This window comes from Thermococcus prieurii (assembly GCF_054657655.1).
This window is the reverse complement of the sequence record NZ_BAAHYH010000001.1, coordinates 300,144-326,240: the sequence shown is the minus strand read 5'-3', so window position 1 is coordinate 326,240 and position 26,097 is coordinate 300,144. Positions and strand designations below refer to the sequence as shown.

Annotated in this window: 31 protein-coding genes; 15 read left to right on the top strand and 16 right to left on the bottom strand. The window is 55.7% G+C overall.

Features of this window, described 5'->3' with window-relative positions:
• Window positions 1–258: 258 nt before the first annotated feature.
• A complete protein-coding gene (locus tag ACYQ04_RS01920) occupies window positions 259–1,281 on the top strand; it encodes a tetratricopeptide repeat protein (protein ID WP_460127018.1) in 1,023 nt (340 codons plus the stop codon).
• Here ACYQ04_RS01920 and ACYQ04_RS01915 read toward each other — a convergent pair.
• The 3 genes from ACYQ04_RS01915 to ACYQ04_RS01905 form a co-directional block, all read right to left on the bottom strand.
• Entirely contained in the window at window positions 1,278–1,442 is a 165-nt protein-coding gene (locus tag ACYQ04_RS01915; protein ID WP_460127017.1) for a DUF2283 domain-containing protein, read from the bottom strand. The genes ACYQ04_RS01920 and ACYQ04_RS01915 overlap by 4 nt on opposite strands.
• Before the next feature lie 117 nt (window positions 1,443–1,559).
• Entirely contained in the window at window positions 1,560–1,835 is a 276-nt protein-coding gene (locus ACYQ04_RS01910; RefSeq protein ID WP_460127265.1) for an elongation factor 1-beta, read from the bottom strand.
• 18 nt (window positions 1,836–1,853) lie between these two features.
• Window positions 1,854–2,027 carry a zinc finger domain-containing protein gene (locus tag ACYQ04_RS01905; RefSeq protein WP_050003902.1) on the bottom strand — a complete coding sequence of 58 codons (174 nt, stop codon included), beginning with the start codon at window positions 2,025–2,027 and terminating at the stop codon, window positions 1,854–1,856.
• Between the two features lie 152 nt (window positions 2,028–2,179).
• Here ACYQ04_RS01905 and ACYQ04_RS01900 point away from each other — a divergent pair, with 152 nt between their 5' ends.
• Window positions 2,180–2,542, top strand: coding sequence for a hypothetical protein (locus tag ACYQ04_RS01900; RefSeq protein WP_460127016.1), 363 nt, complete (start codon window positions 2,180–2,182; stop codon window positions 2,540–2,542).
• Here ACYQ04_RS01900 and ACYQ04_RS01895 read toward each other — a convergent pair.
• Window positions 2,529–4,451 (bottom strand): helicase C-terminal domain-containing protein, encoded by a 1,923-nt coding sequence (locus ACYQ04_RS01895; RefSeq protein WP_460127015.1) that lies wholly within the window; start codon window positions 4,449–4,451, stop codon window positions 2,529–2,531. The two genes, ACYQ04_RS01900 and ACYQ04_RS01895, sit on opposite strands and share 14 nt — an antisense overlap.
• Before the next feature lie 46 nt (window positions 4,452–4,497).
• Between ACYQ04_RS01895 and ACYQ04_RS01890 the strand changes: the two genes are divergently transcribed.
• Window positions 4,498–4,755 carry a hypothetical protein gene (locus ACYQ04_RS01890; protein WP_460127264.1) on the top strand — a complete coding sequence of 86 codons (258 nt, stop codon included), beginning with the start codon at window positions 4,498–4,500 and terminating at the stop codon, window positions 4,753–4,755.
• On the opposite strand, the gene ACYQ04_RS01885 is transcribed toward ACYQ04_RS01890, so the two are convergent.
• The 3 genes from ACYQ04_RS01885 to ACYQ04_RS01875 form a co-directional block, all read right to left on the bottom strand.
• A complete protein-coding gene (locus tag ACYQ04_RS01885) occupies window positions 4,705–5,406 on the bottom strand; it encodes a hypothetical protein (RefSeq protein WP_460127014.1) in 702 nt (233 codons plus the stop codon). The two genes, ACYQ04_RS01890 and ACYQ04_RS01885, sit on opposite strands and share 51 nt — an antisense overlap.
• A 66-nt stretch (window positions 5,407–5,472) precedes the next feature.
• Entirely contained in the window at window positions 5,473–6,519 is a 1,047-nt protein-coding gene (locus tag ACYQ04_RS01880; RefSeq protein ID WP_460127263.1) for a M42 family metallopeptidase, read from the bottom strand.
• A gap of 36 nt (window positions 6,520–6,555) precedes the next feature.
• Complete coding sequence (locus tag ACYQ04_RS01875) at window positions 6,556–7,911, bottom strand: ATP-binding protein (RefSeq protein ID WP_460127013.1); 1,356 nt, start codon at window positions 7,909–7,911, stop codon at window positions 6,556–6,558.
• 83 nt (window positions 7,912–7,994) lie between these two features.
• Here ACYQ04_RS01875 and sfsA point away from each other — a divergent pair, with 83 nt between their 5' ends.
• From sfsA to xerA, 3 genes are read left to right on the top strand one after another with little or no spacing between them, the layout of a single operon-like run.
• A complete protein-coding gene (gene sfsA, locus ACYQ04_RS01870) occupies window positions 7,995–8,705 on the top strand; it encodes a DNA/RNA nuclease SfsA (RefSeq protein ID WP_460127012.1) in 711 nt (236 codons plus the stop codon).
• 43 nt (window positions 8,706–8,748) lie between these two features.
• Window positions 8,749–9,639 carry a toprim domain-containing protein gene (locus tag ACYQ04_RS01865; RefSeq protein ID WP_460127262.1) on the top strand — a complete coding sequence of 297 codons (891 nt, stop codon included), beginning with the start codon at window positions 8,749–8,751 and terminating at the stop codon, window positions 9,637–9,639.
• Window positions 9,640–9,649: 10 nt separating this feature from the next.
• The gene (xerA, locus tag ACYQ04_RS01860) at window positions 9,650–10,486 is read left to right on the top strand and encodes a site-specific tyrosine recombinase/integron integrase (protein WP_460127011.1); all 837 of its coding nucleotides are present in this window, start codon (window positions 9,650–9,652) and stop codon (window positions 10,484–10,486) included.
• On the opposite strand, the gene ACYQ04_RS01855 is transcribed toward xerA, so the two are convergent.
• The 3 genes from ACYQ04_RS01855 to ACYQ04_RS01845 form a co-directional block, all read right to left on the bottom strand.
• A complete protein-coding gene (locus ACYQ04_RS01855) occupies window positions 10,464–11,753 on the bottom strand; it encodes an ATP-binding protein (protein WP_460127010.1) in 1,290 nt (429 codons plus the stop codon). The genes xerA and ACYQ04_RS01855 overlap by 23 nt on opposite strands.
• 141 nt (window positions 11,754–11,894) lie before the next feature.
• Entirely contained in the window at window positions 11,895–13,277 is a 1,383-nt protein-coding gene (pfkC, locus tag ACYQ04_RS01850; RefSeq protein ID WP_460127009.1) for an ADP-specific phosphofructokinase, read from the bottom strand.
• 102 nt (window positions 13,278–13,379) lie between these two features.
• Window positions 13,380–14,093 (bottom strand): maleate cis-trans isomerase family protein, encoded by a 714-nt coding sequence (locus tag ACYQ04_RS01845; RefSeq protein WP_460127008.1) that lies wholly within the window; start codon window positions 14,091–14,093, stop codon window positions 13,380–13,382.
• A gap of 94 nt (window positions 14,094–14,187) precedes the next feature.
• Between ACYQ04_RS01845 and ACYQ04_RS01840 the strand changes: the two genes are divergently transcribed.
• The 7 genes from ACYQ04_RS01840 (at window position 14,188) to ACYQ04_RS01810 (ending at window position 18,815) form a co-directional block, all read left to right on the top strand.
• Entirely contained in the window at window positions 14,188–14,796 is a 609-nt protein-coding gene (locus ACYQ04_RS01840) for a nitroreductase family protein (RefSeq protein WP_460127007.1), read from the top strand.
• 38 nt (window positions 14,797–14,834) lie between these two features.
• Entirely contained in the window at window positions 14,835–15,158 is a 324-nt protein-coding gene (locus ACYQ04_RS01835) for a hypothetical protein (RefSeq protein ID WP_167915079.1), read from the top strand.
• Window positions 15,159–15,162: 4 nt separating this feature from the next.
• On the top strand, window positions 15,163–16,305 hold the full coding sequence (gene thiI, locus ACYQ04_RS01830) for a tRNA uracil 4-sulfurtransferase ThiI (protein WP_460127006.1): 1,143 nt from the start codon (window positions 15,163–15,165) through the stop codon (window positions 16,303–16,305).
• Window positions 16,306–16,315: 10 nt separating this feature from the next.
• Complete coding sequence (locus ACYQ04_RS01825) at window positions 16,316–16,864, top strand: DUF998 domain-containing protein (RefSeq protein ID WP_460127261.1); 549 nt, start codon at window positions 16,316–16,318, stop codon at window positions 16,862–16,864.
• A 41-nt stretch (window positions 16,865–16,905) separates the two neighbouring features.
• Window positions 16,906–17,478: a 7-cyano-7-deazaguanine synthase gene (locus tag ACYQ04_RS01820; protein WP_460127005.1), complete on the top strand. Its 573-nt coding sequence runs from the start codon at window positions 16,906–16,908 to the stop codon at window positions 17,476–17,478.
• Between the two features lie 156 nt (window positions 17,479–17,634).
• Window positions 17,635–18,420 (top strand): PLP-dependent cysteine synthase family protein, encoded by a 786-nt coding sequence (locus ACYQ04_RS01815; RefSeq protein WP_460127004.1) that lies wholly within the window; start codon window positions 17,635–17,637, stop codon window positions 18,418–18,420.
• A gap of 38 nt (window positions 18,421–18,458) precedes the next feature.
• Complete coding sequence (locus ACYQ04_RS01810) at window positions 18,459–18,815, top strand: hypothetical protein (RefSeq protein ID WP_460127003.1); 357 nt, start codon at window positions 18,459–18,461, stop codon at window positions 18,813–18,815.
• A gap of 29 nt (window positions 18,816–18,844) precedes the next feature.
• Here the strand turns inward: ACYQ04_RS01810 and ACYQ04_RS01805 are convergent, their stop codons facing one another.
• The 3 genes from ACYQ04_RS01805 to ACYQ04_RS01795 all read right to left on the bottom strand — a co-directional run bounded on the left by ACYQ04_RS01805 (window position 18,845) and on the right by ACYQ04_RS01795 (window position 21,883).
• Window positions 18,845–19,573 (bottom strand): acetate--CoA ligase family protein, encoded by a 729-nt coding sequence (locus tag ACYQ04_RS01805; protein ID WP_460127002.1) that lies wholly within the window; start codon window positions 19,571–19,573, stop codon window positions 18,845–18,847.
• Between the two features lie 24 nt (window positions 19,574–19,597).
• Complete coding sequence (locus ACYQ04_RS01800) at window positions 19,598–21,022, bottom strand: acetate--CoA ligase family protein (RefSeq protein ID WP_460127001.1); 1,425 nt, start codon at window positions 21,020–21,022, stop codon at window positions 19,598–19,600.
• An 87-nt stretch (window positions 21,023–21,109) separates the two neighbouring features.
• Entirely contained in the window at window positions 21,110–21,883 is a 774-nt protein-coding gene (locus tag ACYQ04_RS01795) for a sugar phosphate isomerase/epimerase family protein (RefSeq protein WP_460127000.1), read from the bottom strand.
• Window positions 21,884–21,992: 109 nt separating this feature from the next.
• On the opposite strand from ACYQ04_RS01795, the gene ACYQ04_RS01790 reads away from it, so the two are divergent.
• Entirely contained in the window at window positions 21,993–22,598 is a 606-nt protein-coding gene (locus ACYQ04_RS01790; protein ID WP_099211859.1) for a potassium channel family protein, read from the top strand.
• Window positions 22,591–23,166, top strand: a complete 576-nt coding sequence (locus ACYQ04_RS01785) for a potassium channel family protein (RefSeq protein WP_460126999.1) — start codon at window positions 22,591–22,593, stop codon at window positions 23,164–23,166. Before ACYQ04_RS01790 ends, ACYQ04_RS01785 begins: the two co-directional genes overlap by 8 nt.
• A 9-nt stretch (window positions 23,167–23,175) precedes the next feature.
• On the opposite strand, the gene ACYQ04_RS01780 is transcribed toward ACYQ04_RS01785, so the two are convergent.
• The 3 genes from ACYQ04_RS01780 to ACYQ04_RS01770 are packed head-to-tail and all read right to left on the bottom strand — an operon-like array spanning window position 23,176 to window position 26,089.
• Window positions 23,176–23,889: an endonuclease III domain-containing protein gene (locus ACYQ04_RS01780; RefSeq protein ID WP_460126998.1), complete on the bottom strand. Its 714-nt coding sequence runs from the start codon at window positions 23,887–23,889 to the stop codon at window positions 23,176–23,178.
• On the bottom strand, window positions 23,858–24,286 hold the full coding sequence (locus tag ACYQ04_RS01775) for a DUF6849 domain-containing protein (protein WP_460126997.1): 429 nt from the start codon (window positions 24,284–24,286) through the stop codon (window positions 23,858–23,860). Before ACYQ04_RS01775 ends, ACYQ04_RS01780 begins: the two co-directional genes overlap by 32 nt.
• 39 nt (window positions 24,287–24,325) lie before the next feature.
• Window positions 24,326–26,089 (bottom strand): glycosyl hydrolase family 18 protein, encoded by a 1,764-nt coding sequence (locus ACYQ04_RS01770; RefSeq protein ID WP_460126996.1) that lies wholly within the window; start codon window positions 26,087–26,089, stop codon window positions 24,326–24,328.
• Between the last annotated feature and the right edge of the window lie 8 nt (window positions 26,090–26,097).

Genomic DNA, 26,097 nt, shown 5'->3' with positions numbered 1-26,097 from the left:
CGGCCTATAACCCTTCCCGTTGGATGCTTGGACATAATATCCATTACTCGGGAAGAAGTGCGGTGAAACGATGAACTGAGTAAAAAATCAATGAACAGACGACGAACAAAATGACAATCTGGTCGGGTTGAGGGATTGAATGCGACGGTAACTTGTCGAATATCCAAAATTAGCCCGACAATTTTACCAAACTTTTTTGGTTTTATGGATACCATAGCTTTTTAACGGGTTCGGCCAACCGAAGGGCGGTGATTTGAAATGAAGGTCAAAGAAGAGTGGGAAAGGGCTTTGAGCGAGAAGGACTGCGAGAAAATGCTCGAGCTCTTTGACGATTACATCGACTCGATAGAGACCGAGGAGGAGCTCAGGGAAGAGCTCAAGAGGCTTGGAGAAGTTGCCGTTCAGTGCGACGACCCCTACGACCTGCTCCACGAGATTGGACACGTTTACGCTCACCTTGACGACGTCGAGAGCGCGATAGGGCTCTACAAGCGGGTCGTTGAGAGGAAGAAGGACGACCCGGAGGAATACGCGACAGCGCTCTACTACCTTGCCGATGCCTACGAGCACTTCGGAATGCCCGAGAAGGCGATAGAAACGTATCAGAAACTCCTCGAGCACGAGGAGAACGTTTTGAAAAATGACAAGGAGATAGCGCTGACCTTGGCGAACCTCGCGGTGAACTACGACGAGCTCGGCGAAACGGAGAAGGCCATAGAGCTGATGGAGCGTGCGGGAGAAATATTCGAGCGCATCGGCGACGAGAAGAACAGGCTCATAAGCCTCCTCGACTTGGCGCACTTCCACTACGAGCTCGGGGACTACGACACCGCCGAGGCGCTGATTAATGAGGTCCTCAGAAACCCGCGCGACGATGAGATTGAGATAAACGCCAAGCTTGTCGAGGCCGAGATTCACGCTGGTAAGGAGGACTACGATAAGGCCTTCAAGGCCCTCCGCGAGGCCCTGCTCAAGGCAATCAACGTGAGTGACGATATATTCGGCGTTGTTTTCGACACGCTGGTTGACTTCATCGAGGGACTGTTCAACGAGAACGCCTATGACACGATAGCGAGGAACATGGAGGCCTTTGCCGAGCTCTTCGAGGATGATACGGCGTACTTCTTCAGGGCCATTGGAGAGCTGGCGCGCTGGCGCGCCGGGGACGACGAAGCAAAGAAGCGCTTCGACGAGCTTTACGCGAAGGTAGAAAACGAGGAGCTCCGCTCGATACTCGACGAGTGGAAGAGGCCAAAGCTGAGCCTGAGTTTGGGACTTTAAGTTTTTGCCTCTTCTTTCAATCCCTTTGCATAACGCTCTATCTCAAGGAGACTCCTCCGAATTACGTTCTCGCCGGCGTTCCAAATCTTTATCCCGATTACGTTTCCCTGCTCATCGTACTCGAACCAGATGTCCTCATCCACCTCATCGGTATCCGCCACCGGACCCTCCTTGAGGAGAATGTAGAGAATATCGGCCTTGGGTCATATCTAATCTTCATGACGAGCAAATCACTAAAAGAGCTCAAAAATGTTACTCAATGAAGAAATAGAGGGAATTCAAATCCTCGAAACGGTCTCGACCTCGGCGCTCTCGACGTTTTCAACCTGCCTGAACGCCTCGAGAACCTGGTCGAGGTCGTAGCCCTCCTCGTCCTTAGCCAGGACGTAGAACTTGAGAGCGACGAGACCGAACGCTATGGGCTCGCGCTCGACCTTGGCGAGGCCGAACCTTTCGGGAAGAGCCTCCTTGAGTTTTCCCTCGAGCTCGTCGAGGTTGACCTCAGGGTCGGTCGGCATGACCTTAACAACCGCAACCATGTTGTAGTCGCTCATCTTCTTCACCTCCTCAATTCACGGGCCCTCCCATCCGCACTTGGGGCACTTGTAGGGAACGCTAAGGACCCTGCAGGATTCGCAACGCCAGATTATCGCCTCCCCACAGTTCGGGCAGACGAAGTGAGTGGCGTGCTCCCTCGGGGTTATCTCCTTTCCGCATGAGGTGCATACGGGTATCTCGAACTTCATTTCCTCAGCCACTGCAAACACCTCCAAGAAAGGTGGTTTTAACCTCTGGTGAGCGTTGCCAGACTGATTTATAAGCTTTTCCCATTGAAATGCCCTTTGAACCGTGGAACTTAGAAAATTATTTAAGTAACAACGTAGCACAAAAATGTTTGATGAAGATTGTTAAAGTACCCTCCGATGACAAAGTTGGTGTCATAAACGTTGGCGCACCGCCCGAGGTCGAGCTCGACATCGACGTCAAACCCCGAAAGGGGGAACTCATCGTCTGGATAACGAATCCCAACACCTTCAAGGTCGAGACGAGCAACGAGCTTGAGCTCTACGAGTATACCGGCTTCTGGCAGAGGATTGACCCGGGGGTAGTGTTTCTGAGCAGGAGAATCGTCCTAATCCCCGGTGAAACGGTGGAGCAGAAGTTACCAGTGGAGCTCCCGCCGGGGAGATACAAGGTCGTCAAGGTGGCCTACGTGAACGGTGCCAAGGTCAGGGTCGAAAAGGAGTTCACGGTCCGCTGAACCAGAACCTCTTCAGGTAAAGCCTCATCCTCGCCAGGTCAACGGGCCTCATAGTTTCCACCATCCAGTCCGGGAAGTCCTTCCTGACGTTTCTCCAGAGGACGCGGTAGTCGAGGATTATTATCGAGCCCTTCTCCTCCGCCGAGCGATGAACCCTTCCCGCGGCTTGAACCAGCTTCCTGTGGGCGGGCAAGTAATAGCCGTAGTAACGGCCCTTTCCCGGGAACTTCCGCTCGAAGTACCTTATCTGAGCCTGCACGCGCGGAGTGGGCCTCGCGTAGGGAATTCCGACCAGTATGACCCCGTTCATCTCATCCCCGCTGTAATCCTGTCCCTCGCTGTTCCTCCCGCCCATGACGCCGAGCAGAACCGCCCCGTTGCCCTTTGCGTGGGCTTTAAAAGAAGCCACCATCGCATCATTCTCGGCCGAGCTGACCCCCTGCCTCTCGATGAATACCGCCTTTCCCGTTCCCTCAAGTCTAACCTCAAGGTTGGCCGAGAGGAGGCCCTGAAGGACTTCATAGGAGGCCGTAAAAACGCCAACGTTCTTGGGAATCAGCTTAACGGCCTCGACGATATAATCGACCATCTTCCTGTAAACCTGGAGCGAGCGCTCCTCACCGCGCGTCGAGACGTCTTTGGCGACCAGAACCTGCGCGTTTTCGCGTTTCACCATCCTTGGAAACTTCTTCAGCCGGGCATTCTCGATGCCCATGACGTCGCGGAAGGCCTCGAGCGGGGTGAGCGTTCCGGAGATGAAGAAGGCGCTGTGGACTTCCCTGAGAAAGGTCAATGCCTTCGACGGGTCCAAGGCCACGAGCTCAAGGCTCAAACCCTTCTCCCTGCTGAGCAGGAAGAGGTAGTCCTCCCTTCCGATGAGCGAGAACCAGAGGAGCAGGAACTCGCCGACGCGACCAATGTAGCTCCTTGGAGGTTTACCCTTCTCGATTCGGTCTTCCCTTATCGCCTCGCCGATTGAGACCATCTCGTTCAGCGTTTTCACGAGCCAGCGCTCGCTTATCCCGAGGGTTCTCATCAGGTGAACGAAGACCAGCTCGGGCTGAATCGGCGTTTCCTGGATTTCCCTGTCGGCGAGCTTCTCGCGGAAGAGCAACTCCAAACCTTTGCCGAGTATGCTAAGGAAATTGGCTATCTCGTTCTCCCTGTACTCGTCGGCCTCCTTAATGGCCCTGTTGATTGTATGAATGCTCAGCCTGTCGCTCAAAGCAGAGATGGCCTGGTCAGGCAGATTGTGGGCCTCGTCGAAGACGATTATAAGGTCCGAATAATCCACGCCGAGCGAGCTTATCAGGCTCTCCCTTATCGTTGGGCTTATCGCGTAGAGGTAGCTGGCAACGATGACGTCCGCCTTCTCGGCTATCTTCCTCGTCAGGTCGTAGGGGCAGAGCTCGAGCGTCTCTGCGTAGCTTAGGATTTCAGACGGGTGGGACGGGCTTTCAAGGAAAAAATTCACGAGCTCGTTGAACTCGGCCTTTTTCTTCTTCTCGTTCTCGTAGAAGGGGCACTTTCCGAGCTTCTTCAGGTTCTTGCAGACCACCATGGCGGTGTAGGCGTCGCTCGTGAACTGGGTGAGGTAGTTGTGGAGGCACAGCTCCTTCCTGCTCCTGAGCTCAACCCCAGAAACCCTCGCCTTCCGGTTTATCGCCTTGAGCTCCTCTATAACGCGGTCCATCTGCCTGTGCGTTCGGGCTAAGTAGAGAACCTTGAGGCCGAGTTCCTCGGCAACTGGAAGAACGCCGGCCAGAACGCTCACGGTCTTACCGAAGCCTGTTGGGGCTTCAATTATGGCGTTCTCTCCCCTCTCCGCTGTCTCGCGCACGAGCTCAATGAACTCCGCCTGATTGGGCCTGAGGGTGTCGTAGGGAAAGTACTGGAGGTCTGGTTGCATGGGAAGAGTTTTTAACGGGTCGCTTTTAACCTTTCCCGTGGTGAAGATGGAGGAGCGAGAGAAGAAGCTGGTCGAATACGGCATCGAGGCGGTTGTTATAGCGTGGCTCGGCTACCTGTTCCTCTACCAGAACTACCTGCTCCACGAGTGGCATCGCGGGCTCCCACTGCCGAGCAAGTGGCCCTTCGTCTTGGGGGGAATAGCAATCGGGCTGGCTTTTCTGGTCTACGAGCTGTGGAAGCTTGAAAAGAGGTCACCGACGGAGAACACTGAGGAAGTACTCTCCTCCGAGCTCGAGGCCTGAAAAGTCATCTTCACCGACGCCAAGCAGGGGCTTGTTAACTTCGACTATCGCGCTTCCACCCGAGCTCTCGTGCTCGATGCTTTTCACCACGTCGTTCTCGACGGTTATCCTGAACTCCTCGCCGTTGCCCTTTCCGTGGAGGGAGAACGTCCCATTCCCAAGGCTGAAGCGGAGGTACCTGAGAAGGTGGGGAAAGTCATCCTGGGCCATATTCCTCACGTAAAACTCCCCCTCCCCCGTCGGAAGGATTTTTCCGACGATTCTCCGGTAGCTTTCCGAGAAACGACAGACCGCCAGGGCGAAGCCGTTGACGAGGGCTTCCAGCTTTCGGCCGAGAAAGCGCTCGACGAGGTCCGCAGAGGCCCTCGACAGGAGGACATCCCCATTAACGGAAGCGGAGAGAATCAGCAGTCCCTTCGGGCCCTTCATCACGTAGGTGGCCGTTGAATCTGCAAATGCCATGTTCATTCGGCCGGAGAACTCAAACTTAAATAATCTCCTCCTGATTCGTATTTGAACGTCAAACGGCTCTTCCCCCGATACCTCGGCCTCGAAGGGCAGGGACTTGAAGAGTTCCCTCGGCTTCGATGCCACCCACCTAACGGCCTCCCAGTCCGCCGAGAAAGGCATCTCTGCCGTCCTTGATTCCATCGCTGGACACCCTTGAGCAGTGCTGAGAAAATTTGGAGGGAGGCTTTTATAAAATTTAAGGGAGAATCAGAGCTTCAGGTTCGGAATCTCCTCGATGACCTTGGTCGTCAGCTTGACCGCGGCATCGACGTCGCGCTCGTCAACGACCTCGGTGTTGGAGTGTATGTAGCGCGCCGGGATGCTTATGCCACCGCTCGGAACGCCGGCCTTGTTGAGGTGTATGGCTCCCGCGTCGGTTCCTCCGCCAGTTAAGATGTCCCACTGGTAGGGTATCTCGTACTTCTTCGCAAGGTCTTCCATCCACCTGACAATCGTCGGGTGACAGATGATGGAGCGGTCCATTATCTTAATCGCGACGCCCTTTCCGAGCTGGCTTATCTGCTTGTGCTCCGGCGTTCCCGGAACGTCAGCCGCTATGGTGACATCGAGGGCGAAGCCGTAGTCCGGGTCAATGCCAAACGCCGAAACCTTCGCTCCCCTGAGTCCGACCTCCTCCTGAGCAGTTGCGACGAAGTAAACATCCGCGTCGGTCTCGCTCAGCTGTCTCGCCGCCTCAACGAGGGTGTAAACCGCTATCCTGTCGTCGTGGGCGATGCTGACGAGCCTGTGCTTTCCGAGCCTCTCGAGCCTGCCGTCCCAGGTGATGACGGTGCCTATCTTTACACCCATCTCCTCGGCCTCTTCCTTGCTCTCGGCACCGATGTCGATGAAAATCTGGTCCCAGGTCGGGGCCTTGTTCCTCTGCTCCGGCTTCTGGATGTGGGGCGGAACGCTTCCACCGACGCCGTAGATGAACTCGTTTGGGCCAATCCAGACCTTGAAGCGCTGGGCAATGAGCGTCCTCGGGTCAACACCGCCGACCGGTGCCACCCTCAAGAACCCGTTCTTCTCGATGTGGGTCACCATGAGGCCAATCTGGTCCATATGCCCGGCGAGCATGACCTTCGGGCCCTTTCCTTCCTTGTGCGCTATGACGTTTCCAAGCTTGTCGACCCTAATCTCGTCGACGTAGGGCTTGAAGGCCTCGATTACAACGTCCCTGACGCCGAGAAACTCAAAGCCCGAAACTCCAGGGGCTTCAACAATCTTCTTGAGCAGTTCGAAGTCCACCATCGGCACCACCGTTTAGATAGTCATCGTAATGAGCTTTTAAGGGTTTAGGTGGGTGAGCAGTTCCTCAACCGTTACGCAGTCCTCGCACCTGCGCCGGAAGCCCCTCGCGATTAGCAGATAATTCCTCTCACCCTTCCAGGGAACTGAGGCGGCCTTGGCGATTAACCTGCCAAGCTCCCTCGGACCGTCGACAGCTGTTCCCCACTTGGTCTCTATGAAAGTTGCCCTCTTCTCCGCTCTATTGATTGCCACGAGGTCAATCTCGTAGTTCCTTCCCCACTGGGGACCGAGCTCGTCGAAGGTCAGGAACTCTCCGTTCAAATCCCACAGGACGTCGGCAACCGCCCTCTCGAAGGCCCTTCCAAGGAAAGATGTCAAGTTCTCATCGAGAAAGCGTTCGAAGGAACCGATGTCGCCGGCTTCAATGTTCTTGAGCTGGGGCTCAATCATGCTGAACCAGAAGTTAAGGAAGTTGTCTCTAATCACGTATCTCGAACGCCTGCCCCCCAGCACCGGAACCTCGCGGGCAACGATGCCGTAGTAGCCGATGAGAGAATCGAGGTACTTCGAGAGGCTACCCGGTTTTGTCCCGAGAACGTTTGCAATCTCCACGAGCCTGTTCTTTCCGCTCGCTATCGCCCGGAGTATCGAGTAGTAGGTCCTGTACGCCCGCCCGAACTCGTCCATTAGAAGGCCTTCGCCCTCCGAAACAAGAAACGTGGAGTACCGAACCGCCTCAAGGAGAAGCTCCCGAAGGGTCTTCTTTCCGAGGAGCTCAACGAGCTCGTAATATTTGGGAACCCCACCGAAGACAGAGTAGAACGCCACCTTCTCCCCCGAATCTTCAACGCCGAGGTCGCCGAGCATCTGGAAAACGTGGCGCGGTCGAAGGGGCTTCAGTTCCATGAAAACGGTGCTCCTCCCGTAGAGGGGCGCCTTCCTCGATGCAAAAAGGCGCTTCATCATGCCGATGTACGAACCAGAAACCACCATGAGTAACGGCTTGGACTCGTTGCGGTCTGTGAACCTCTGGAGGTCGAAGGCCATCGCCGGGTTCACCCTGAGAACGTTCTGAAACTCATCGAAGAACACCGCTTTCACATCGAGGCGCTCCAGATACCTCAGAAACTCCCCAAAGTTCTCAAACCTCGGTGAATAACCAGTTAGTCGCTCGACTTCACCGGCAAAGTCCTCCATAAGGAGCTTTTCGCTCTTGACGCCAACGAACAGGTCAAGGAAATCAATCCCCTCCCGTCTGAAGAACTCCCTCACGAGCCTCGTCTTTCCAACCCTTCTCCTGCCCGTGAGGACGACGAGAACGAGCCGTGACTCCGAAAGCGCAAGGACTTTCCTCAACGTTTCCATCTCGCTGGCCCTGTCGTAGAACCTCATTATTATCCACCAACTAGATTATCCTGTTTCTGGATAAAAATGTAGCGGTTAAGGTTTATATCCCGCCCCTCAAAGGGTGAAGCATGAAGGAAGTCCTGCTGAAGCTCAACGTGGTTCCCTGCAAGTTCGTGGAGAGGCTCAACCGTTTCGTGGCTCTGGTCGAGGTGAACGGCGAAATCAGAAGGGCCCTTCTCACCAACACCGGTCGCCTGGAGGAGTTCATGATTCCGGGGCGAAAGGTCTTCTGCACGCCTAAAAGCGGGGGAAAGACGGATTTCGTTCTGATAGCCTTCGAGGATTTGGAGGGGAAGGGAGCGATAGTGGACACGTGGACTCAGGCCAAGGCCTTTGAAAGGGCCGTTGAGCTCGGCCTCGTCCCCTGGCTGAAGGACTGCTCGATAAAGCGGAAGGAAGTTCGCGTCGGCAACTCCCGCCTCGACTACCTCTTCGAGTGTCCCGGTGGAGAGCTCTACGGCGAGATGAAGAGCGCCGTCCTGAGGGGAGGAGAGAAAGGTGAATACGCCATGTATCCCGACTGCCCGACTTTACGCGGACAGAGGCACGTTAGGGAGCTGATTGAACTGGTCAAAGCCGGAAAGGACGCGATAATCTTTTTCATCGGGGCGATGCCCGGCGTCGAGAAGTTCAGGCCCTACAAGAAGGGCGATCCGGAACTCGCGAAACTTTTGAGGGAGGCGAAGAGGGCCGGGGTTAGAATCGAGGGACTCTCGATTTCGCTCCTGTCCGACGGAAGGGTAATCCTCGAGAGGCCCGAGCTAAAGGTCGAGCTATGAGAACGGTTTTAAACCGGGGCGAGAATTATTGACGGTGGTGAGCATGGCGATAGTTGACGTTAGGATTCTCGTTGAAGGGGCGAGCGACGTTGAGGTCGTCAGCAAGGCCCTGCAGGGGCTCGCGTTGGGGAGCGAGTACAACATCACAATCTCCGCCATAATCCCGACGACCAACGTGGACATAGCCAAGAGTGCCGCGGCAGGCGCCGACCTTCTCATCATAGCGACAGACGCCGACCGCGTGGGAAGGGAGCTCGCGGAGAGGCTCTTCAACGAGCTCGGAGAGATGGTCGGGCACATCGAGAGGATGAAGCTCCCCCTCGGCCACGACCTTGAGCACGTCGACGTCGAGCTCGTCAGGAAAGAACTGAAGAACACCCTCGTCAGGGCCGGGTTGAAGAGCCTGCAGGTCCTTCCGGAGTACATGGAGCTCAGGAAACAGCTCCTCGACGTGAAGGGCAAGTACGACCAGCTCGCGAACGAGTACGAAAGCCTTTACAAGGAGCACGAGGAGCTTCAGAAGAAGTATGAAGAGCTTCACGCCGAGTACGTCAGGCTGAGGAACGAGAACGAGGGCCTGAGGGAGCTCCTCGACAAGAAGAGCAGGCCGGTCAAGATTGAGGAAGCGTGGACGAACCTCTTCCCGGCCGAGCCCGTTCCGGACGAAAGGATTTTCGCCATAGCGGTTGAGAAGCTCGGCCTTGCAGGAAAGGTCGTGGTCGGCCAGGGCTACGTCTTCGCAGAGGAGAAGGAGCTCGTGGAGGAGCTCATGAAGACCGTTTACCTGAGCCTTGCCATAAAGGAGGGCCTTGAAGAGAAAGCCGAGAGCGAGGAAACCGTTGAGCAGAAGGAGGAGAAGCCCGAAACCCCAGAGAAAGCCGGGGAAGGAATCGAAATCATCGAGGCCGAGCTCAAACCGGACGAACTGCTCTAAGGGCTGAGCGATGGACGAGGTTATAGAGGAGTTCGAGACATACCTTGACCTCGAGGGCAAGAGCCCGAACACGATTAGGATGTACTCCTACTACGTTCGGCGATACCTTGAATGGGGCGGGGCTTTGAACGCGCGCTCCGCCCTCCGCTTCCTGGCGAGGCTTAGAAGGGAAGGTTACTCCAACAGGAGCTTAAACCTCGTCGTCCAGGCTTTGAGGGCCTACTTCCGCTTTGAGGGCTACGATGAGGAAGCGGAGAAGCTGAAGCCGCCGAAGGTACCGAGGAGCCTGCCGAAGGCTTTGACGCGCGAAGAGGTCAAGAGGCTCCTCTCCGTCATCCCTCCAACGAGAAAGAGGGACAGGCTGATAGTTTTCCTGCTCTACGGGGCGGGTCTTCGTGTCAGCGAGCTCTGCAACCTGAAGAAGAGCGAAGTTGATTTGGAGAGGGGCATAATAATGGTTCGCGGTGGAAAAGGGGCCAAGGACAGGGTCGTGCCGATTCCGGAGTTCCTGGTGAAAGAAATCCGTTCCTACCTCGAAACGCGCTCCGATTCGAGCGAGTATTTACTCGTCGAGGAGCGGAGGAAGAACAAGGACAGACTCTCGACGAAGACCGTCTGGTACCTACTGAAGAAGTACGGAAAGAAGGCAGGTGTTGAAGTCACGCCCCACAGGCTCCGCCACAGCTTCGCGACGCACATGCTCGAGCGGGGAGTGGATATAAGGGCCATTCAGGAACTTCTCGGCCACTCCAACCTCTCCACGACCCAGATTTACACGAAGGTCACAGTCGAGCACCTCAGGAAAGCCCAGGAAAAGGCGAGGCTCATGGAGGGGCTGGTTGAGTAAGCCCAAGCAGGAACTTCCAGAGGGGGGCGACCCTTATCTTCCGACCCTCAAGCTCCAGCACGTCTTCTTCGTCGAGAGTAACGACCGTGAGGTTCTTGCAGTTGAGCGTTTTGGACGCGCGGATAAGGGCTGAAATCTCGCGTTCCCTGGCATCTTCAAGGCTTAGGGTGACCTGAATCAGTTCAACGACTCTCCCGGATTCAGAAACCACGAAATCAACCTCCTTCTCACCGGAACCGCCATAGTAGTGAATCTCCAGGAGAGGGTTAAAGTAGTGCTTCCTCCTGAGTAGCTCAAGGAAGACCGCGTTTTCCATGTCCCTTCCGGTGTCTTTACGCGAGAAGAGGGCAAGGCCAGTGTCCACGAGGTAGACCTTCTTCGGCGCCCTGAGGGATTCCTTCTCGGAGCGGGCGAACTTGGGGAGGAAGAAAACGAAGAACGAGTCTTCCAAAGCCCTGAGGTACTCAAGAACGGTCGTCTTCGACGTCCCGAACTCCGACTTGAGGAAGCGGTGTATCGCGCTGTACGACGTGTACTTGGCGTAGCTCGCCAGGAGAAGCTTGACCATGGCCTCAACGAGGGCCACGTTCCTTATCCCGTGCCTCTCAACGACGTCCCTCGTTATCATCACCGAGAGATACTCTTCAAGGATTCTAACCCTGTCCTCGAACAGAGCAACTTCCGGAAAAGCACCGTAGTAGAGGTACTCATCGAGCAGTTTCCGCACTCGATTGGCGGTTCTGCCGTAGAGGTCCTTCCGCTCAAAGGATAGACCCTTGAACCGCAGGAACTCCCTGAAGGATAGGGGAAGCAGAGTGTACGCCATCCCTCGCCCCCTGAGCTGGGTGGTGACTTCCCTCGACAGCAACCGCGACGAAGAGCCGGTAACCGCCACGAGGAAACCCTCATCGAGGAGGTATCTAACGCCGATTTCCCAGTCCGGGACGTTTTGAACCTCGTCGAGCAAAAAGTGAACCTTCTTCCCGATGTTTTCGGGGTAGAGGTCGAAGTAAGCATCAACGAGTTTTGGAAAGTCACGTCCGGTTATTCCAAAGAGAAAGGGGTTTTCAAAGTTCAGGTAAACGTAGCGCTCCCGTTCTTCACCTATCAGCGAGTAGAGGAGGTACGTCTTCCCTGAGCGCCTCGGGCCGACAATCGCGGTTGCTTTGCCCGGAATGAACGTGAGCTCGAGTTCTCTCTCAATTACCTCGGGAAGTTCACGCTCGTGGAAGAGCCTAATGTATCGCTTGACGTCCTCGGGGTTCATGGTACTATACACTGTACCAATACTTAAAAAGGTTTGGTACGCTTTATCGTACCAAAAACAGCTTTTCTTGGTACATAGCACAGTACCAGTCAAAGGCAAGCATAACGGTCCCCTAGATAATAGGGAGACATTGAGAAAACATCAGAGCGCGCCCTTCTCCCTCAGCAACGCGAGGTAGCTCGTGAAGGCTCCCGTTGATATTGTATCGCCGAGGCCGACCGTCGAAACCGGGTTCTTAACGAGCCTCGTCGGGATTATCACGACCTTGTACTCCCTCGTGCGGAGCCTTCTCTTGGCCTCCTCAAAGCGTAGTTTTACGTACTCCCCGCGCTCGTTGTAGGGAACGCTCAGACCGACCTTGAAGTCCTCGGGCGAGCGGATGTCGCCGAGCGAGGCCCTCGCCGCCGCTAAGGTCGTCGCCAGCTCAAGGCTCTTCCTGAGTTCGTCCTCGCTCAGCGGGTTGTCGGCGTGGGTGATGTACATGAGGTAGTAAATCGTGTGGATTTGGAGAACCTCGAGGTTCATCTCGTCGATGAGGATTTTCCCGCCCAAGACAGTGTCCTCGATGCGGTTGTAGGTGAATATCCTGTCGGCGAGCTTGGAGTATCCCAAAGCGCTCAGGACGTAGGCTATCTCCGACTCGTCCATGCCAACGCTGTCGACGAGCGGGAAGAGGTTGTAGATGACCTTCTTCCTGAGTTCTCTGCTCTGTATCGAGGCGAACTCGAGGTGGACCTTGACGTCCTTCTCGCGCTTGAGGAGAAGGATATCCTTCTTCGCCTCCCTGAGGTAGTAGTTGGCATCCTTCCCATCGGAATAGCGGAGCCTTATCCCCTGATAGCCCGAGAGGATAGCGCCGTCAACCTGGAGGCCAATCTCGGGGAGGAAGGGTTTGAGGACCTCCTCTGTGTAGATGCGTATGCTCTCGAAGCGGGCCGAGACGATGAAGCGGCCGGAGTAGGGGACGGTAATCGTCTCGTCGCCCAGCCTGAAGGTCGTTCCGGCGCGGAACTCGAAAATCCTGTTCACCTTGACCGGGTCGTTCTCGCGGTAGGCCTCGCGGGGGTGCTTCAGAACGAGCTTTCCGTTCTCAACGACGGGGTAGAAGAGGTTCTTCTTTGAAACGAACATCTCGGCCTGCCTCTTCGCGAGGTGTGGGGTGTAGACGATTACCTTCCTGAAGTCGAGGTTGGCCAAGAGGTTCGCTATTATTCCCGCCTGACCTCCAATCCTCTCAACGTCGTACTTGAAGTGGTCATCGAACCAGCCCTGGAGCTCCTCGTTGACGAGGGGAACGGCCATCGGCTTTCCGGTCTTAAGAGCGTGAACGAGCCTCGCAACGAAATCTATCGGTTCCTCAATCTGCCTGGGGAACTCTTCCATCCTCCTCCTGACTGCATCGGCGCCGAACTCGTCTATGAGCCTCTGAACGGTCTCGCCCTTGAGGTAGACTATCGCGTCAACGTTCGCGTTGTAGGCCGTGAAAATCGACAGCTTCCTTGCCTCGTCGAGGAGCTCCATCATTTGTATCACCCTCAGTGACTAACTATGTAGGAGTTGAGAGAGGACTCTTAAAAGGATTTCGTTTTAAATTAGGAAAGCAAAAAAGAGTTAGGGAAAGCCGGGTCAGTACTCGGTGAAGAGCCTTCCGAGGCTCGGAATCCGCTCCATGACGTCCATTTCTCTTAGAGCCAGCCAGAGGGAGGCCTGGTTGCTGGTAACCACGGGCACGCCAAGGTCGTTCTCGAGGGTCTCGATGATTTCGAAGGTTCTCCAGTTGGTGCAGCTTATGAAAATCGCCTCCGCCTCGTCGGTGAAGCTCGCCTTCGCGAGGCGGTAAGCGGTGTAGGGCTCGAGCTTTCCGATTGCCTGGTTGTCCTCGAGGCCGAGGCCCCTGATGTCGAGAACCGTGAACTCGTTGGCCTCAAGGAACTCCTTCTCGCGCTGGTTAATCTCGTCGGTGTAGGGCGTTACCACGAGTATTTCTCTCGCGTCGAGCATCTTTAGGGCCTCTATCACCGCGGTGCTCGTGCTTATCACCGGGACGTTCACCTCGTCTTCGATTTCCATCTCAAGCTTTTTCTCGTAGTCCTTTCCGCCGATGAAGGAACCGCTCGTGCATCCGTAAAGGATTAGCTCAACGCCCGCGTCCCTGAGCAGTCTGGCGCTCTCGACTGCCAAAGTGTTCATCTTCACTAGCTCCTCTTCATTGACGTTCCTGAGCGGAACCCTGGCGGTGTGAAGCGAAACGCCCTCCGGCAGGTAATCGTGAAGCTCCATCTCCATCGTGGTGTTCGAGGAGGGAACTATAAGGCCGAGCCTTCCTCTCCATCCGTACATGCTTTCACCCTCCGGGGTTTCTCGGCGCTTCTATTAAACCTTTGGTTTCGAAAAGGGATTAATAAAGGAATCCCCAACGGTGACCGGTGGGAACATGGAACTGGACGAGGCGATAATGAAAAGGACCTCCGTGCGCTACTTCCTCGAAAAGCCCGTGCCGGAGGAAGACGTAAGAAAGCTCATCGAGAGCGCAATAAGGGCCCCAACCGCGAGTGGGCTTGAGAACTGGATTTTCGTGGTTTTCAGGAGCGATGAGGCGAGGGAGAAGCTCTACGAGCTCATAGCGGAGGGTATGGAGGTTTATTACCGCGCCGTCAACCTGCCGGAGGAGAAGATAGAGAAGCTCAGGAAGAGGATGTACGAGGAGGGCATGTTCAGGGCGCCGGTTTACATAGCGGTCCTCATAGACAGGCGCGTTCGCTTCCTGCCGGGGAAGGAGTTCGACGAGGTTGAGTTCATCTGGAGCGTCGAGAGCGCATCGATGGCCATTCAGAACCTCATGCTCAAGGCGGTGGAGCTCGGCCTCGGCACGGTCTACATCGGCGTGACGAGCTTCAGGGGAATCGAGGAGAAAGTTAGGGAGCTCGCGGGTCTCGACGAGAACCACTACCTCGTGGGGGTCATTCCCGTCGGCTACCCGAGGAACGAGCCCAAGCCGAGGAAGAGGAAGAAGGGCGTCGATGACGTGACGATGTTCATCTAAACTTTTTTATCCCCTTTATCCAAGCAAGGACGATAGCCATGATAGAGTTCGTAATCCTCCTCGGGGTCATCGGTGGCTGGCTCGTGATGACGTCAACGCTCTTCCTAATGCTGGCCTTCGGCAAGATGATGGGCTTAGTCGGGGTGCTCTTTCTGGTCGGGTTTATCATTATGAACCAGAACTGGAAGGTCCGCTACATGCGCGCAATAGTTGACGCCACCCCGAGGGCGAAGGAACTGGCGAGGCACATCTTTGAGATGAACGAGCTTATCCTGCTCTCGTCTTACCTGATGTCCCTCGTGCTCTACACGGTTATCCAGAAGTACATAGAGATTGTTGTCAAGTTCCCGGTGGCGAGGTGATTCCATGAACGTCGTCATAGTCCGCTACGGTGAGATTGGAACGAAGTCGAGGCAGACGAGGAGATGGTTCGAGAACATACTCATGAACAACATACGCGAGGCCCTGGTGAGCGAAGGAATCGACTTCAAGAAGGTCGAGGCCAAGCACGGGAGGATTCTCGTGAGAACGAACAAAGCCAAAGAGGCCGTTGAGGTCCTAACGAGGGTTTTTGGCATAGTCTCGCTCTCACCTGCGATGGAGGTCGAGGCGAACCTTGAGAAAATAAACAAAACTGCCCTAAAGCTCTTTAGGAGGAAGAAGAGGGAGCTTGGCCTTGAGAGGCCACGCTTTAGGGTCACGGCGAGGAGAATCACCAAGGAGTTCCCGCTGAAGAGCCCCGAGGTTCAGGCCAAAGTCGGGGAATACATACTCGAGAACGAGGAGAGCGAGGTTAATCTGCACGACTACGATATCGAGGTCGGCGTCGAGCTGATGGAGGGTAAAGCCTACGTCTTCGTCGACAAGGTTAGAGCCTGGGGAGGACTGCCGATAGGCACGCAGGGCAAGGTCGTCGCTTTGCTAAGCGGGGGCATAGACTCACCGGTTGCCGCTTTCCTTATGATGAAGCGCGGTGTCGAGGTGGTTCCGGTTCACATCTACATGGGTAAGAAGACCCTCGAAAAGGTCAGGAAAATCTGGAACCAGCTGAAGAAGTACCACTACGGCGGAAAGGCAGAGCTAATCGTTGTTAAGCCGAAGGAGCGCGAGAGAATCCTCGAGAAGCTGAAGGAACTTAAGAAGGAGAAGTACACCTGCGTGTTCTGCAAGTTCATGATGGTGAGGCACGCCGATAAGATAGCCAGGGACTTCGGCGCGAAGGGCATCGTGATGGGCGACTCCCTCGGGCAGGTGGCGAGTCAGACGCTTGAGAACATGTACATCGTCAGCCAGGCGAGCGATTTACCGATTTACAGACCGCTGATAGGCATGGACAAGGAGGAGATAGTTAGCATAGCGAAGAGAATCGGCACCTTCGAGCTTTCAACGCTTCCGGAGGACGAGATACCCTTCATTCCGAAGCACCCGATAATCAGGGGCTCGTGGGAAGAGTTCAGGAAGCTCTACAGGGTGGTCTTTGGAGAGGAGCCGAGGAAGAGGGAGTGCTGAGGTGGTCGCGGTGGAACTCGAACGCTTCGCCTCCTACGTGGCCCTTTCACTCCCAATAATCTTCATCGTGGGCCTTGCAATAGTCATCCACGCCAACCCATGGTTCTCCTTCACGAACAACGCGCTGAGCGACATGGGCTCGCTCAAGAACCCCAACCGCTGGCTCTTCAACGGATTCCTGATGCTCTTCGCGGTCGTGGCGATGGTTCCGTCCGTTGTAGCCTTCAAGCACGGCTTCTCCTACCTGATGCCCCTCGCGCTGGTCTTCCTGTTCCTCGTCGGAGTTTTTCCCGAGGAGCTTCCTTACCACACCCCCTCGGCGATTCTGTTCTACGTTCTGGCTTTAGCCGATATAGCGCTCGTCGGGATAAAGCTCGGGCGGAAAACCCCTATCAACTACGTCTGGAGCGTTCTCGCGGTTGTCGTGTTCCTCACGATGCTCTACCTGATTAGGGCGAGGGTCTTCAAGGGGCTGGCGATTCCAGAACTCATAGGGGCATCGCTAATCCTCGCGTGGTTCGTTTACATCGGTCTTCTCCTCAAAGGTTTGAAACCCTGAGTTGAAGAAAGCCTCATAAAAGCCCGCCCGAAGTTCCGGTCATGAAGGCCGTCGCACTGCTCAGCTCGGGCATCGACTCACCCGTGGCAATCTACCTTATGCTCCGGAAGGGAGTCGAGGTAGTTCCGGTTCACTTCAGGCAGGATTCCATCAAGGAGGAGAAGGTTCACGAGCTCTGGGAGGTTCTGAGAGGGTATGGCAAGCTCGACGAGTTAATCACGGTGGACTTCACGGAGGAGCATGTCCCGGTGTTTGAGAGGCTGAAGGAGCTCAAGAAGGAGCGCTGGACCTGCGTCTTCTGCAAGTGGCTGATGCTTAGAAGGGCCTGCAGGATTGGGCACGAGGTCGGGGCGAGCGCGATAATAACCGGCGACTCCCTCGGACAGGTCGCTTCACAAACGCTCGACAACCTGCTCATAATAAGCTCTGCCAGCGACCTACCGGTTCTAAGGCCCCTGATTGGACTCGACAAGGAGGAAATCGTCAGAATAGCCAGGGAGATAGGGACCTTCGAGATAAGCGCCCGCGAGGAGCCTGGCTGTCCCTTCACGCCGAGGTATCCGATAGTGAGGGGCTCGCCGGGCGAGTTTGAGAGGATTAGGGGCCTGCTGTGATTACCCATTTTTGTCCACAACTGAACGTTTTAGGAAGGTTTTTAAGGAAAACTCCCAAACTCTCACCGGTGACGGCCATGAACGTGTTCGAGAACAGTATCGAGCTGTTCGAGAGGTACAAGCCGACGCCCCTCCTCAGACTGAGGACGAGGGGGGATGTCTTTTGCCAAGCTGGAGTTCTTTAACCCGTTCAGCAGGAGCATAAAGGACAGAACGGCCCACAAACTGCTCTTCTCGGCCCTTGAAAAAGGAAACGTTGGAAGCGTTTTTGAGGCAAGCTCCGGCAACACGGCAATAGCACTCGCCTCGCTGAGCAACGTGCTCGGTGTAAAGTTCAGGGCCTACCTGCCGAGGCCAACGCCGAAAGCCACGCGCGTTCTGCTCGGCGTTCTCGGGGCGGAGGTTGTCTTAACGGACTTCGAGACGATAGACCGGGAAATGGTGGAGTCCGTCAGGGAAGAGGCCGGGAGAAGTGGGGCCTTGAATCTGAACCAGTACGAGAACGAGAACAACTTCCTGGCCCACAGGGAAACGGGAAGGGAGATAGCAGAGCAACTGGAGAGCATCGGGAAGATGCCAGAATTGCTAATAGCAGGGGTTGGCACTTCCGGACACATCGCCGGGATTGGGAGCTACCTGAAGGAGCGCTACGGAACGAGGGTTGTGGGCGTCGTTCCTGCGAAGGGCGAGAGGATTCCCGGGATAAAGGGCCTCGACACCGGCCCGAAATGGATAAGCTATGTTGACGAGGTCGTCGAGGTAACCCTCGAGGAAGCGGTTGCAGGGGTCAGGGAAGTGGCAAGGCTCAACGGAATCCTCGTGGGGCTGAGCTCCGGCGCAGTTTATCGGGCGATGAAGAAGCTAAAGCCGGAAGGAACGACGGTCCTAATCTTCCCGGACGATGGCTTCAAGTACGTCGAGATTTTTGAGAGGTTTTCCTGAGGGAGGAAAGGCTTTAAAGGCCCCCTCCAACTTTTTCCATGCTCAATCTCAAGCCACCGAGGCTCGCCACGTACCTGCTCACGATAAACGGAATACTCCTCCTCGGATACGCCTACTACTGGGGCTCGGTTACATACCTGTTCTTCGGCCTGCTCAACCTCGTCTTGGCTTACGGCGTCGGGCGGGAGAACAGGAGGGCGATAAAGGTTGCGCTGGTCTACATAGCGATAGAATTCTTCCTCGCGCTGTTTTACCTCATCTCTGGCGACATATACTCGGCGGTGGACGCGGCAATAAGCTTCTTCATAATGCACGACATACTGAGCTACATCGAGCTCGTCTACAAGGAGGAAGAAGAGGCCGAGGAAAGAGAAGAGAAGGCAGAAAACGATTAAGCGCACCTCTCCTTTTACTCCGAGCTTATTTAGGACTTCTTCTCCTTCGGCTCCTTGAGGATTATCCTCGCATCGACCACAACCGCGCCCTTACCCTTCTCGTAGACGAAGACGGGGTTGAGGTCCATCTCCTTGATGTAGTCCCTGAGCTCGTCAACCAGCTGGCTGACCTTGAGGAGCAGGTCAACGATGGCGTCTATATCTGCCGGCTCCTCTCCGCGCGCCCCAGCTAAAATCGGGTAGCTCTTGATTTCTCTAATCATCTTCCTCGCGTCGCGCTCGGTTATCGGGATAATGCGGAAGGTCACGTCCTTGAGGACCTCGACGAAGATTCCGCCGAGACCGAACATTATCGCGTGGCCGAACTGCGGGTCCTCGGTGACGCCTATGATTATCTCCCTGCCGGGCCTGAGCATCGGGGCGACCAGGACGCCGAGGATTTCTGCATCGGGGCGGTATCTCCTTGCGTTCTCGTGTATCTCCTCCCACTTCTGCTTGAGCTCCTCGGGGCTCTTTATGTTCAGCATGACGACCTTCGCGTCGCTCTTGTGGAGTATCTGAGGCGACATCAGTTTCAGGGCAACGGGGTAGCCTATCTCCTCCGCGTACTTCAAAGCCTCATCGAGAGTCTTGGCGAGCTTCTCCTCCGGCACTGGGAGGCCGTAAGCTTTTAAAACCTGCTTGGCCTCGAACTCAACCATGGCCGTCCTGCCCTGGGACAGGACGGACTCAATAACTTTGAGGGCTTCCTCCTTCATGGTATCACCACCGGTGAGTAAACATCATTCCTCTTTAACTTTTTTCACGTATTGGGCGTACCTAACGAGGCCTGCCAGGGCACGAACTCCCCTCTCCGGGGTCGGGTAAACTGGAACGCCCTTCTCCTCCAGCATTTTGGCGTAGCGGTCGGTCTTCTTACCACCCATCGCAACGGCCACAATCGGCTTGTCGCTCTTCTTCTGGTAGTCCGCTATGATGTCGATGACCTTCTTCTCCTCGAGGAGCGGAACCTGGAAGAGCACTATGACGAGTATCGCGTCAACGTTCGGGTCCTTGGTGAAGGCTTCGAGGGCAAGCCTGTAGCGCTCCGCGTCGGTGTCTCCCACGACGTCAGTGGGGTTGCCAACGACCGCGTGCGGTGGGAACTTCTCCTTGAGGAACTTGACGGTTTCCTCGCTGAGGTCGGCCATCCTAAGGCCGAACTTCGCTACCGCGTCGCTGGCCATAACCCCAGCGCCACCGCCGTCGGTGATGATGCCTATCCTGTCGCCCTTTGGAAGCTTGTCCTTGAGCTGGGCGAAGGCCTTGGCCAGGTCGAACATGTGCTCGAAGTCCTCGGCCCTTATTATGCCGGTCTGCTTGAAGACGGCGTCGTAAATCGTGTCCGCCCCGGCAAGAGAACCGGTGTGGCTCGATGCCGCTTTGGCTCCGTACTCGGTCCTTCCGCTCTTGAGAGCGATAACGGGCTTGACCCTCGTTATTCTCTTGGCGCTCTCCATGAACTTCCTTCCGTCCTTGACGCCCTCGATGTAGAAGGTGACGACGTTTATCTCGTCGTCGTGGAGGAAGTAGTCCATCAAATCGGCGTCGTCGACGTCGAGCTTGTTTCCGTAGCTGACCATCTTGCCGATTCCTATGCCCGCTCCTGCCGCCCAGTCGAGCATAGCTGCCGCGAAGGCACCGCTCTGGCTGACGAACGCTATCGGCCCGCTCTCGGGCCTGTCCATCTTGCTCTCCGGCAGGAAGACGGTGTCAACGCCGGTGTCTGGAACGTAAACGCCAACACAGTTCGGGCCGATGACGCGTATGCCGTTGGCCTTGGCTATCTCGTAGATTTCCCTTTCGAGCTTCTTTCCTTCCTCGCCAAGCTCTCCAAAACCGCCGGTGATGATGATGACTGCCTTTATGCCCTTCTCCGCTATGTCCCTCATCGTGGCCGGGACGTAGGGAGCTGGAATCGATATGACGGCCAAATCAGTGTCATCGGGAAGCTCCTTGACAGTGTGGTAAACCTTGTATCCGTCAATCTCATCGAGCTTGGGGTTCACGGGGTAGATGTTACCCTTGAAAATGCCCCTCTCCTTGTTCATCTTGAAGTTCTCGAAGATGACGTTACCAACCTTCCCCTTCTTGTTGGTTGCACCGATGATAGCGACCGCCTTCGGGTCGAAGAAGGGTTTAAGTTCCTCCACTATCTTCTCAGCCATGCTCGTCCCTCCAGAAGTTATCCGAGAGTTCTTTAGGTGGGGATGTATAAAAGGGTTGCGTTTTGTAAAAGTGGGCCTCAATGAACTTCAAAGCTCACCAATGTCTCTGAGAAAGGCCAGACTAACCCGGGCGTCGTCGAGGCTCGAGACCTCCAGGGCCCGGCTGAACTTCATAAGCCGGGGCAGAACCTTCCGCCAGGGAACGGTTCCCTTTCCGAGGGGCAGGTGCTCGTCGCTCTTCCCAGAGTTGTCGTGGAGGTGGACGTGAACGATTCGGTCTCCGAGGAGCTCCGTAAAGCGCTCGAAGGGGAAGCCGACGGTGTTGAGGTGACCGACGTCGAGGGTAACACCCAGTTCCGTCCCCTCTAAAAGCTCGGCCAGCCTCTCAGGCGTTTGGGCGTCGAGTATCGGAAAGCTCGGCATGTTCTCAACGCCAACCTTAACGCCGAACTCCCAGGAGAGTTTTTCAAGCTCGCGAAGGGAACCGCGGTGAACTCTGTTGTAGTCCTCCCGGTACTTCCTGCTCGCCGGCGAGCAGTGGCCGGGGTGAACCGTAACCACGAGCGCGTTCAGACGGGAGGCGACGTCAAGCGTCTCCTCCAAGACTTCTATGGAAGCCCTCCTGAGCCTCTCGTTGAGCGAGCCGATGTTGACGTCGCTGAACGGGGCGTGGACGGTGACCCCAAGTCCAAAGCTCCCGAGAACGTCGGCGTAGGTTTTCCACGTCTCCCTCGTTAGGAAGTTGGGCCACTCGCTAACCAGCTCGACGAAGTCGAAGCCGAGCCCCTCCGCTTCCTCAAGCCAGCGTTCGAACTCCTCAGGAGTCCTACCCATGTAAGACGTCATCGAGAGCCCTATCATGTTCCCACCACTGCAGTGGTATCCACCACACCAAAAGGCAACTCTACTTAAATGCTTTGGCCGAAAAATTAAATAGGCTTTCTTCAAAGCTTTAAACGGTGACGCTGAGGTGGAGGAGTGGGATGAGGTAGAGGTTCCAGACAACGTCAAGGACATATTCATCGAAATGAAGAACACTGCAGAGCTGATGGTTGATTTGGCCTATTCAGCCGTTCTCTTCAAGGAGAAAGAGATGGCTGAGGAGGTTCTCGAACTCGAAGAGTATCTCGACATACTCAACTACAACCTCGCGGTGAGGGCTGTTTTAGCTGCGAGAAACATGAGGGAGGCGGAGCAGATAACTTCCATCCTCCAGATGGCCCGCTCCATAGATGACATCTCAAACGCGGCGGGCGATTTGGCTAAGATGGTACTTGAGGAGAAGCTCCACCCGCTGATTACCGAGGTAATCCTCGAGAGTGAGGAGACGATAGGCAAAATCGTTGTTTCGCCCGAGTCCGCCCTCGTTGGAAAGACCCTTGAAGAACTTGACCTTGCAACCAACACTGGGGTCTGGGTGATAGCGATAAGGCGTGGCAAGCGGTGGATTTTCGACCCCGACGAGGACACAAAGATACTTCCAAACGACATCCTCATCGGCAGGGGAACGAGGACGGCCCTGGACTACCTGAAGGAGATAGCGAGGGGCAACATCAAGGTGATGCCCAATGAGTGAGGAAGAAATCCGCAACTGTCTCGTTGAGATGAAGGACCTATCCGCCCTCATGATTGATTTGGCTTTCTCGTCAGTCATGTACAACAGCGAGGACATAGCGGAGGAAGTCTATCTCCTGGAGGAGAAGATGGACGACCTCACGCTGAAGGTCAAGAAGCTCGCCCTGAGACTCGCCAAGAAGGAGGAGGACCCCGAGAGCCTGCTGAGCATAATAGATTTGGCGGACATCAACGAGCGCATAAGCGATGCCGCCTACGGAATAGCGGACATAATCCTCCGCGACATCGAGCCCCACCCGATTATTCAGAAGATAATGGAGGACACCGAGGAGGAGCTGGGAAGGGTAACCGTCAGGCCCGGTTCGGTTCTCATCGGCAAGACCCTCGAACAGCTCAAGCTACCGAGCAAGATAGGCACGAGGATTCTGGCAATAAAGCGCGGCGAGCGCTACATCTACAACCCTGGAAGGAAGGACACGATTGAAGAAGGTGACGTCCTCATAGCGGTCAGCTCGGACATGGACAAGCTGAGAAAGCTGGCGGGCGAGGAAGTGGAAGAGGAGGAGTAACCCCGTTTCTCATTTTATATCCTCGTCCCTGACGAGTCCCTTCGCGTAGGGACAGAGCTCCCTCAAAGGACATTCATCGCACTTCGGCCTTATCGGCTTGCATATGCTCCTCCCGTGGTCAACCATCGCGTGGTTCACGTAAATCCACTTGTCCCTCGGAATCAGCTCCATCAAGTACTCCTCGACCTTCTCAGGAGGAACCCTCGGCGGAGCTAAGCCGAGGCGCTTGCTTATCCTGTTCACGTGAGTGTCAACGGGAATGGCCTGCCTTCCAAAGCCGTAAGCCAGAACGATGTTGGCGCACTTCCGGCCTATGCCCGGCAGTTTCATCAGCTCGTTGATATCGTCGGGCACTTTTCCGTTATACTTCTCGAGGATTATCCGCGATGCCTTCACAATCCACTCGCCCTTCGTCTTCCAGAGGCCGACGCCCCTCTTCCTGAGGAACTCGCGCATCTCGTCAACCGATGTGCTCGCTATCGTCTCGATGTCCCGGTACTTCTCAAAAAGCTCCTCCCAGACACGGTAGGTAACCTCGTCCCTCATGCGCTGCGAGATTATGCAGTGAACCAGCGTCCTGTAGGGGTCGCCGATTAGGAGCTTCTCCCTCGGGTGGGCCTTCATCAGGATTTCGACGATTTTCTCGGCCCTCTTTCTCTTCTCCTCCCAGCTCTCCTTGAAAGTGAAACCCTCAAGGCTCAACAACCGCGACTTTCCTGCCATGCACTACCACCACCTTTCCCTCGGCCACTCTAACTCTTTTCAGGTTCTCGAACTCTCTGCTATAAACCTTTTGCCCGCTCCAGTTGTAGATTCGAACCTCGCTTCCGATGATGAGAACGAGTCCCTTCTCGAATGGAATTGCATCATCTACCTCCCCCTCGAACTCAAGCGTGAACTCCCCAACTTCTCCCGTTGAGAACTCGATTTTGGTTCCCTTGCTCACCTTCAGGGGGCTCGGCTCCGCTAAGAGGACCTTAAACGGTAGGGGCTTTCCGAGGAGTTCAACCTCAACTGTCTCGCCCGCCTTCAGCTCCCTGCCCCTGAGCTTCTCCCGAACTATCTCCTCGAAACCGGCTGGAAGTTCAGCCTCGAAGAGCGGCTTTAGAACGACCTTCATGGAACCACCAAAAAGGGATTGGGAAGGGAGGAAAAAAGATTAGCGCCTCCGCGTGGTTAGCGGAAGGACTGCAAGGGCAAGGAGCAGAACTGCACCGGGTCCGCAGATTCCGCTGGACGTCTCTGGCGGCGAGGCCGTCGTCGGCCGCTGAACCTCGACGTGAACCTGCCCGCTGACCCCAAGGACATGCTCATCCGGAATCCACGCCGGAGGTTTCTCGCCGAGCGTTCTGAGAATCGCGGCGAGAAGGGGATGGCTCTTGGTCTTAGGCTTCCTGTCCGCGGTGATTTCCCAGACCATAACACCCCCCAGAGTGTGGTTGAGGGCGTAGCTCACTTTTATGGCTATGCTCTTAGGGTCGTCGTATGTTATGAAAACGCCATTGCAGTAGGCCCAGGGTACCTTTGAGACGTTGCTCCAGTAACGGGTGCACTTTCCGCTCGTTATCTTGTCGGCTATGTCCCAGTAGTCCATGACGCCGTGCGTCTCGCTCGCGGGTCCCCAAGTTCCGGCGGGGGTGCCGCTGAACCTCTGGTAGAGGCCGTGATTTGCCGGCGGAACGTTGGCAAAGGCCCTACCGTAGAAGGGAACTCCGAGGACGAGCTTCTCGCCGGGAACCCTCTTCAGGTACCAGCTTATCGTTTCATTGACGCTCCCGAGCCCGGGCCCGTTGGGGTCCTGGTAAAGGGGCGCGTTGAAGTAGGTAACGTTCAGCCAGGGTCCCGCGTAGTCGTAGGCCATGACGTCTATGAAATCAACGATTTTGGAAACCTCCTCCCAGTTCACCCGGGACGCTATGGTCGTGTTGGCAGGGGCGGCGACCGTTAGGAGGTAATGCTTCCACGTGCTCGCGTTGTCAAGGGCTTTCCTGATGGTTTTGAGGAGGAGGACGAAGTTCTTTCCGTCGTCGGGTCTGACGTGGTTACCCTCCTTACCTCCACCTCCAGGGTACTCCCAGTCGATATCAACGCCGTCGAAGCCGTACTTTTTGAGTATCCCTACGACGCTCCTCGCGAAGTTCTCACGCTTGACGGGGTCGGCGGCTATGTCGGAGAAGTACTTGCTCAGAGTCCAGCCACCGACGGAGACAAGGATTTTGACGGCCGGATACTCCTTTTTGAGTCTCTTAAAGGCCTCAAAGTTCATTGGGTCCGCATACGGGTCGGCCCAAGTAACTGTTCCGTTCGGAAGGGGCTTCAGGAAGGCGTAGAGCACGTGGGTGACGTTCTCGAAGGGAATGTCATAGGGTGAGAACGCCCTCGCATAGATGCCCCAGGAGATGTAGTAGACGACGATGCGGTACGGCTGAGGTGGGGTTCGAACAACGAGGATGTTGGAGGGCTTTCCAAGCTTGCCACCCTCGAAAACCGGCCGGATGAAGTAGTAGTAGGTCGTGTTTCCGTGGAGGGAGTCATCAACGAAATTAGTGGCCGGGATTATCGGACCGAGCCTCTCCCAGTCTCCGCTCCCAGGAGGACTGGACGTGACGCGCTTGGCCCTCCAGAGTGAGCCGTTGTACTGAACGACCTCACCCTTAAGGTACGCCTCGCCCGGCGTAAAGCTTGAGTAGTTGCTCCAGTTCACGGTCACTATGGGACTATCAGTTACGTTGTCTCGGGAAGTGCTCCGGTAAACGCGGTACGCTATTGCACCTTTAACAGGACTCCACGTGAGGTTCACTGCATCCCAACCGAGTATCCCAGCCTTCAGGGAGGGACCCGACCCGGCATAGACAGGACGGTTGGTCATGGGAAGAACGCCGATGAGGAGGATAACGAGAAAGGGCACGAGAATCCGCCTCATGAATCTCA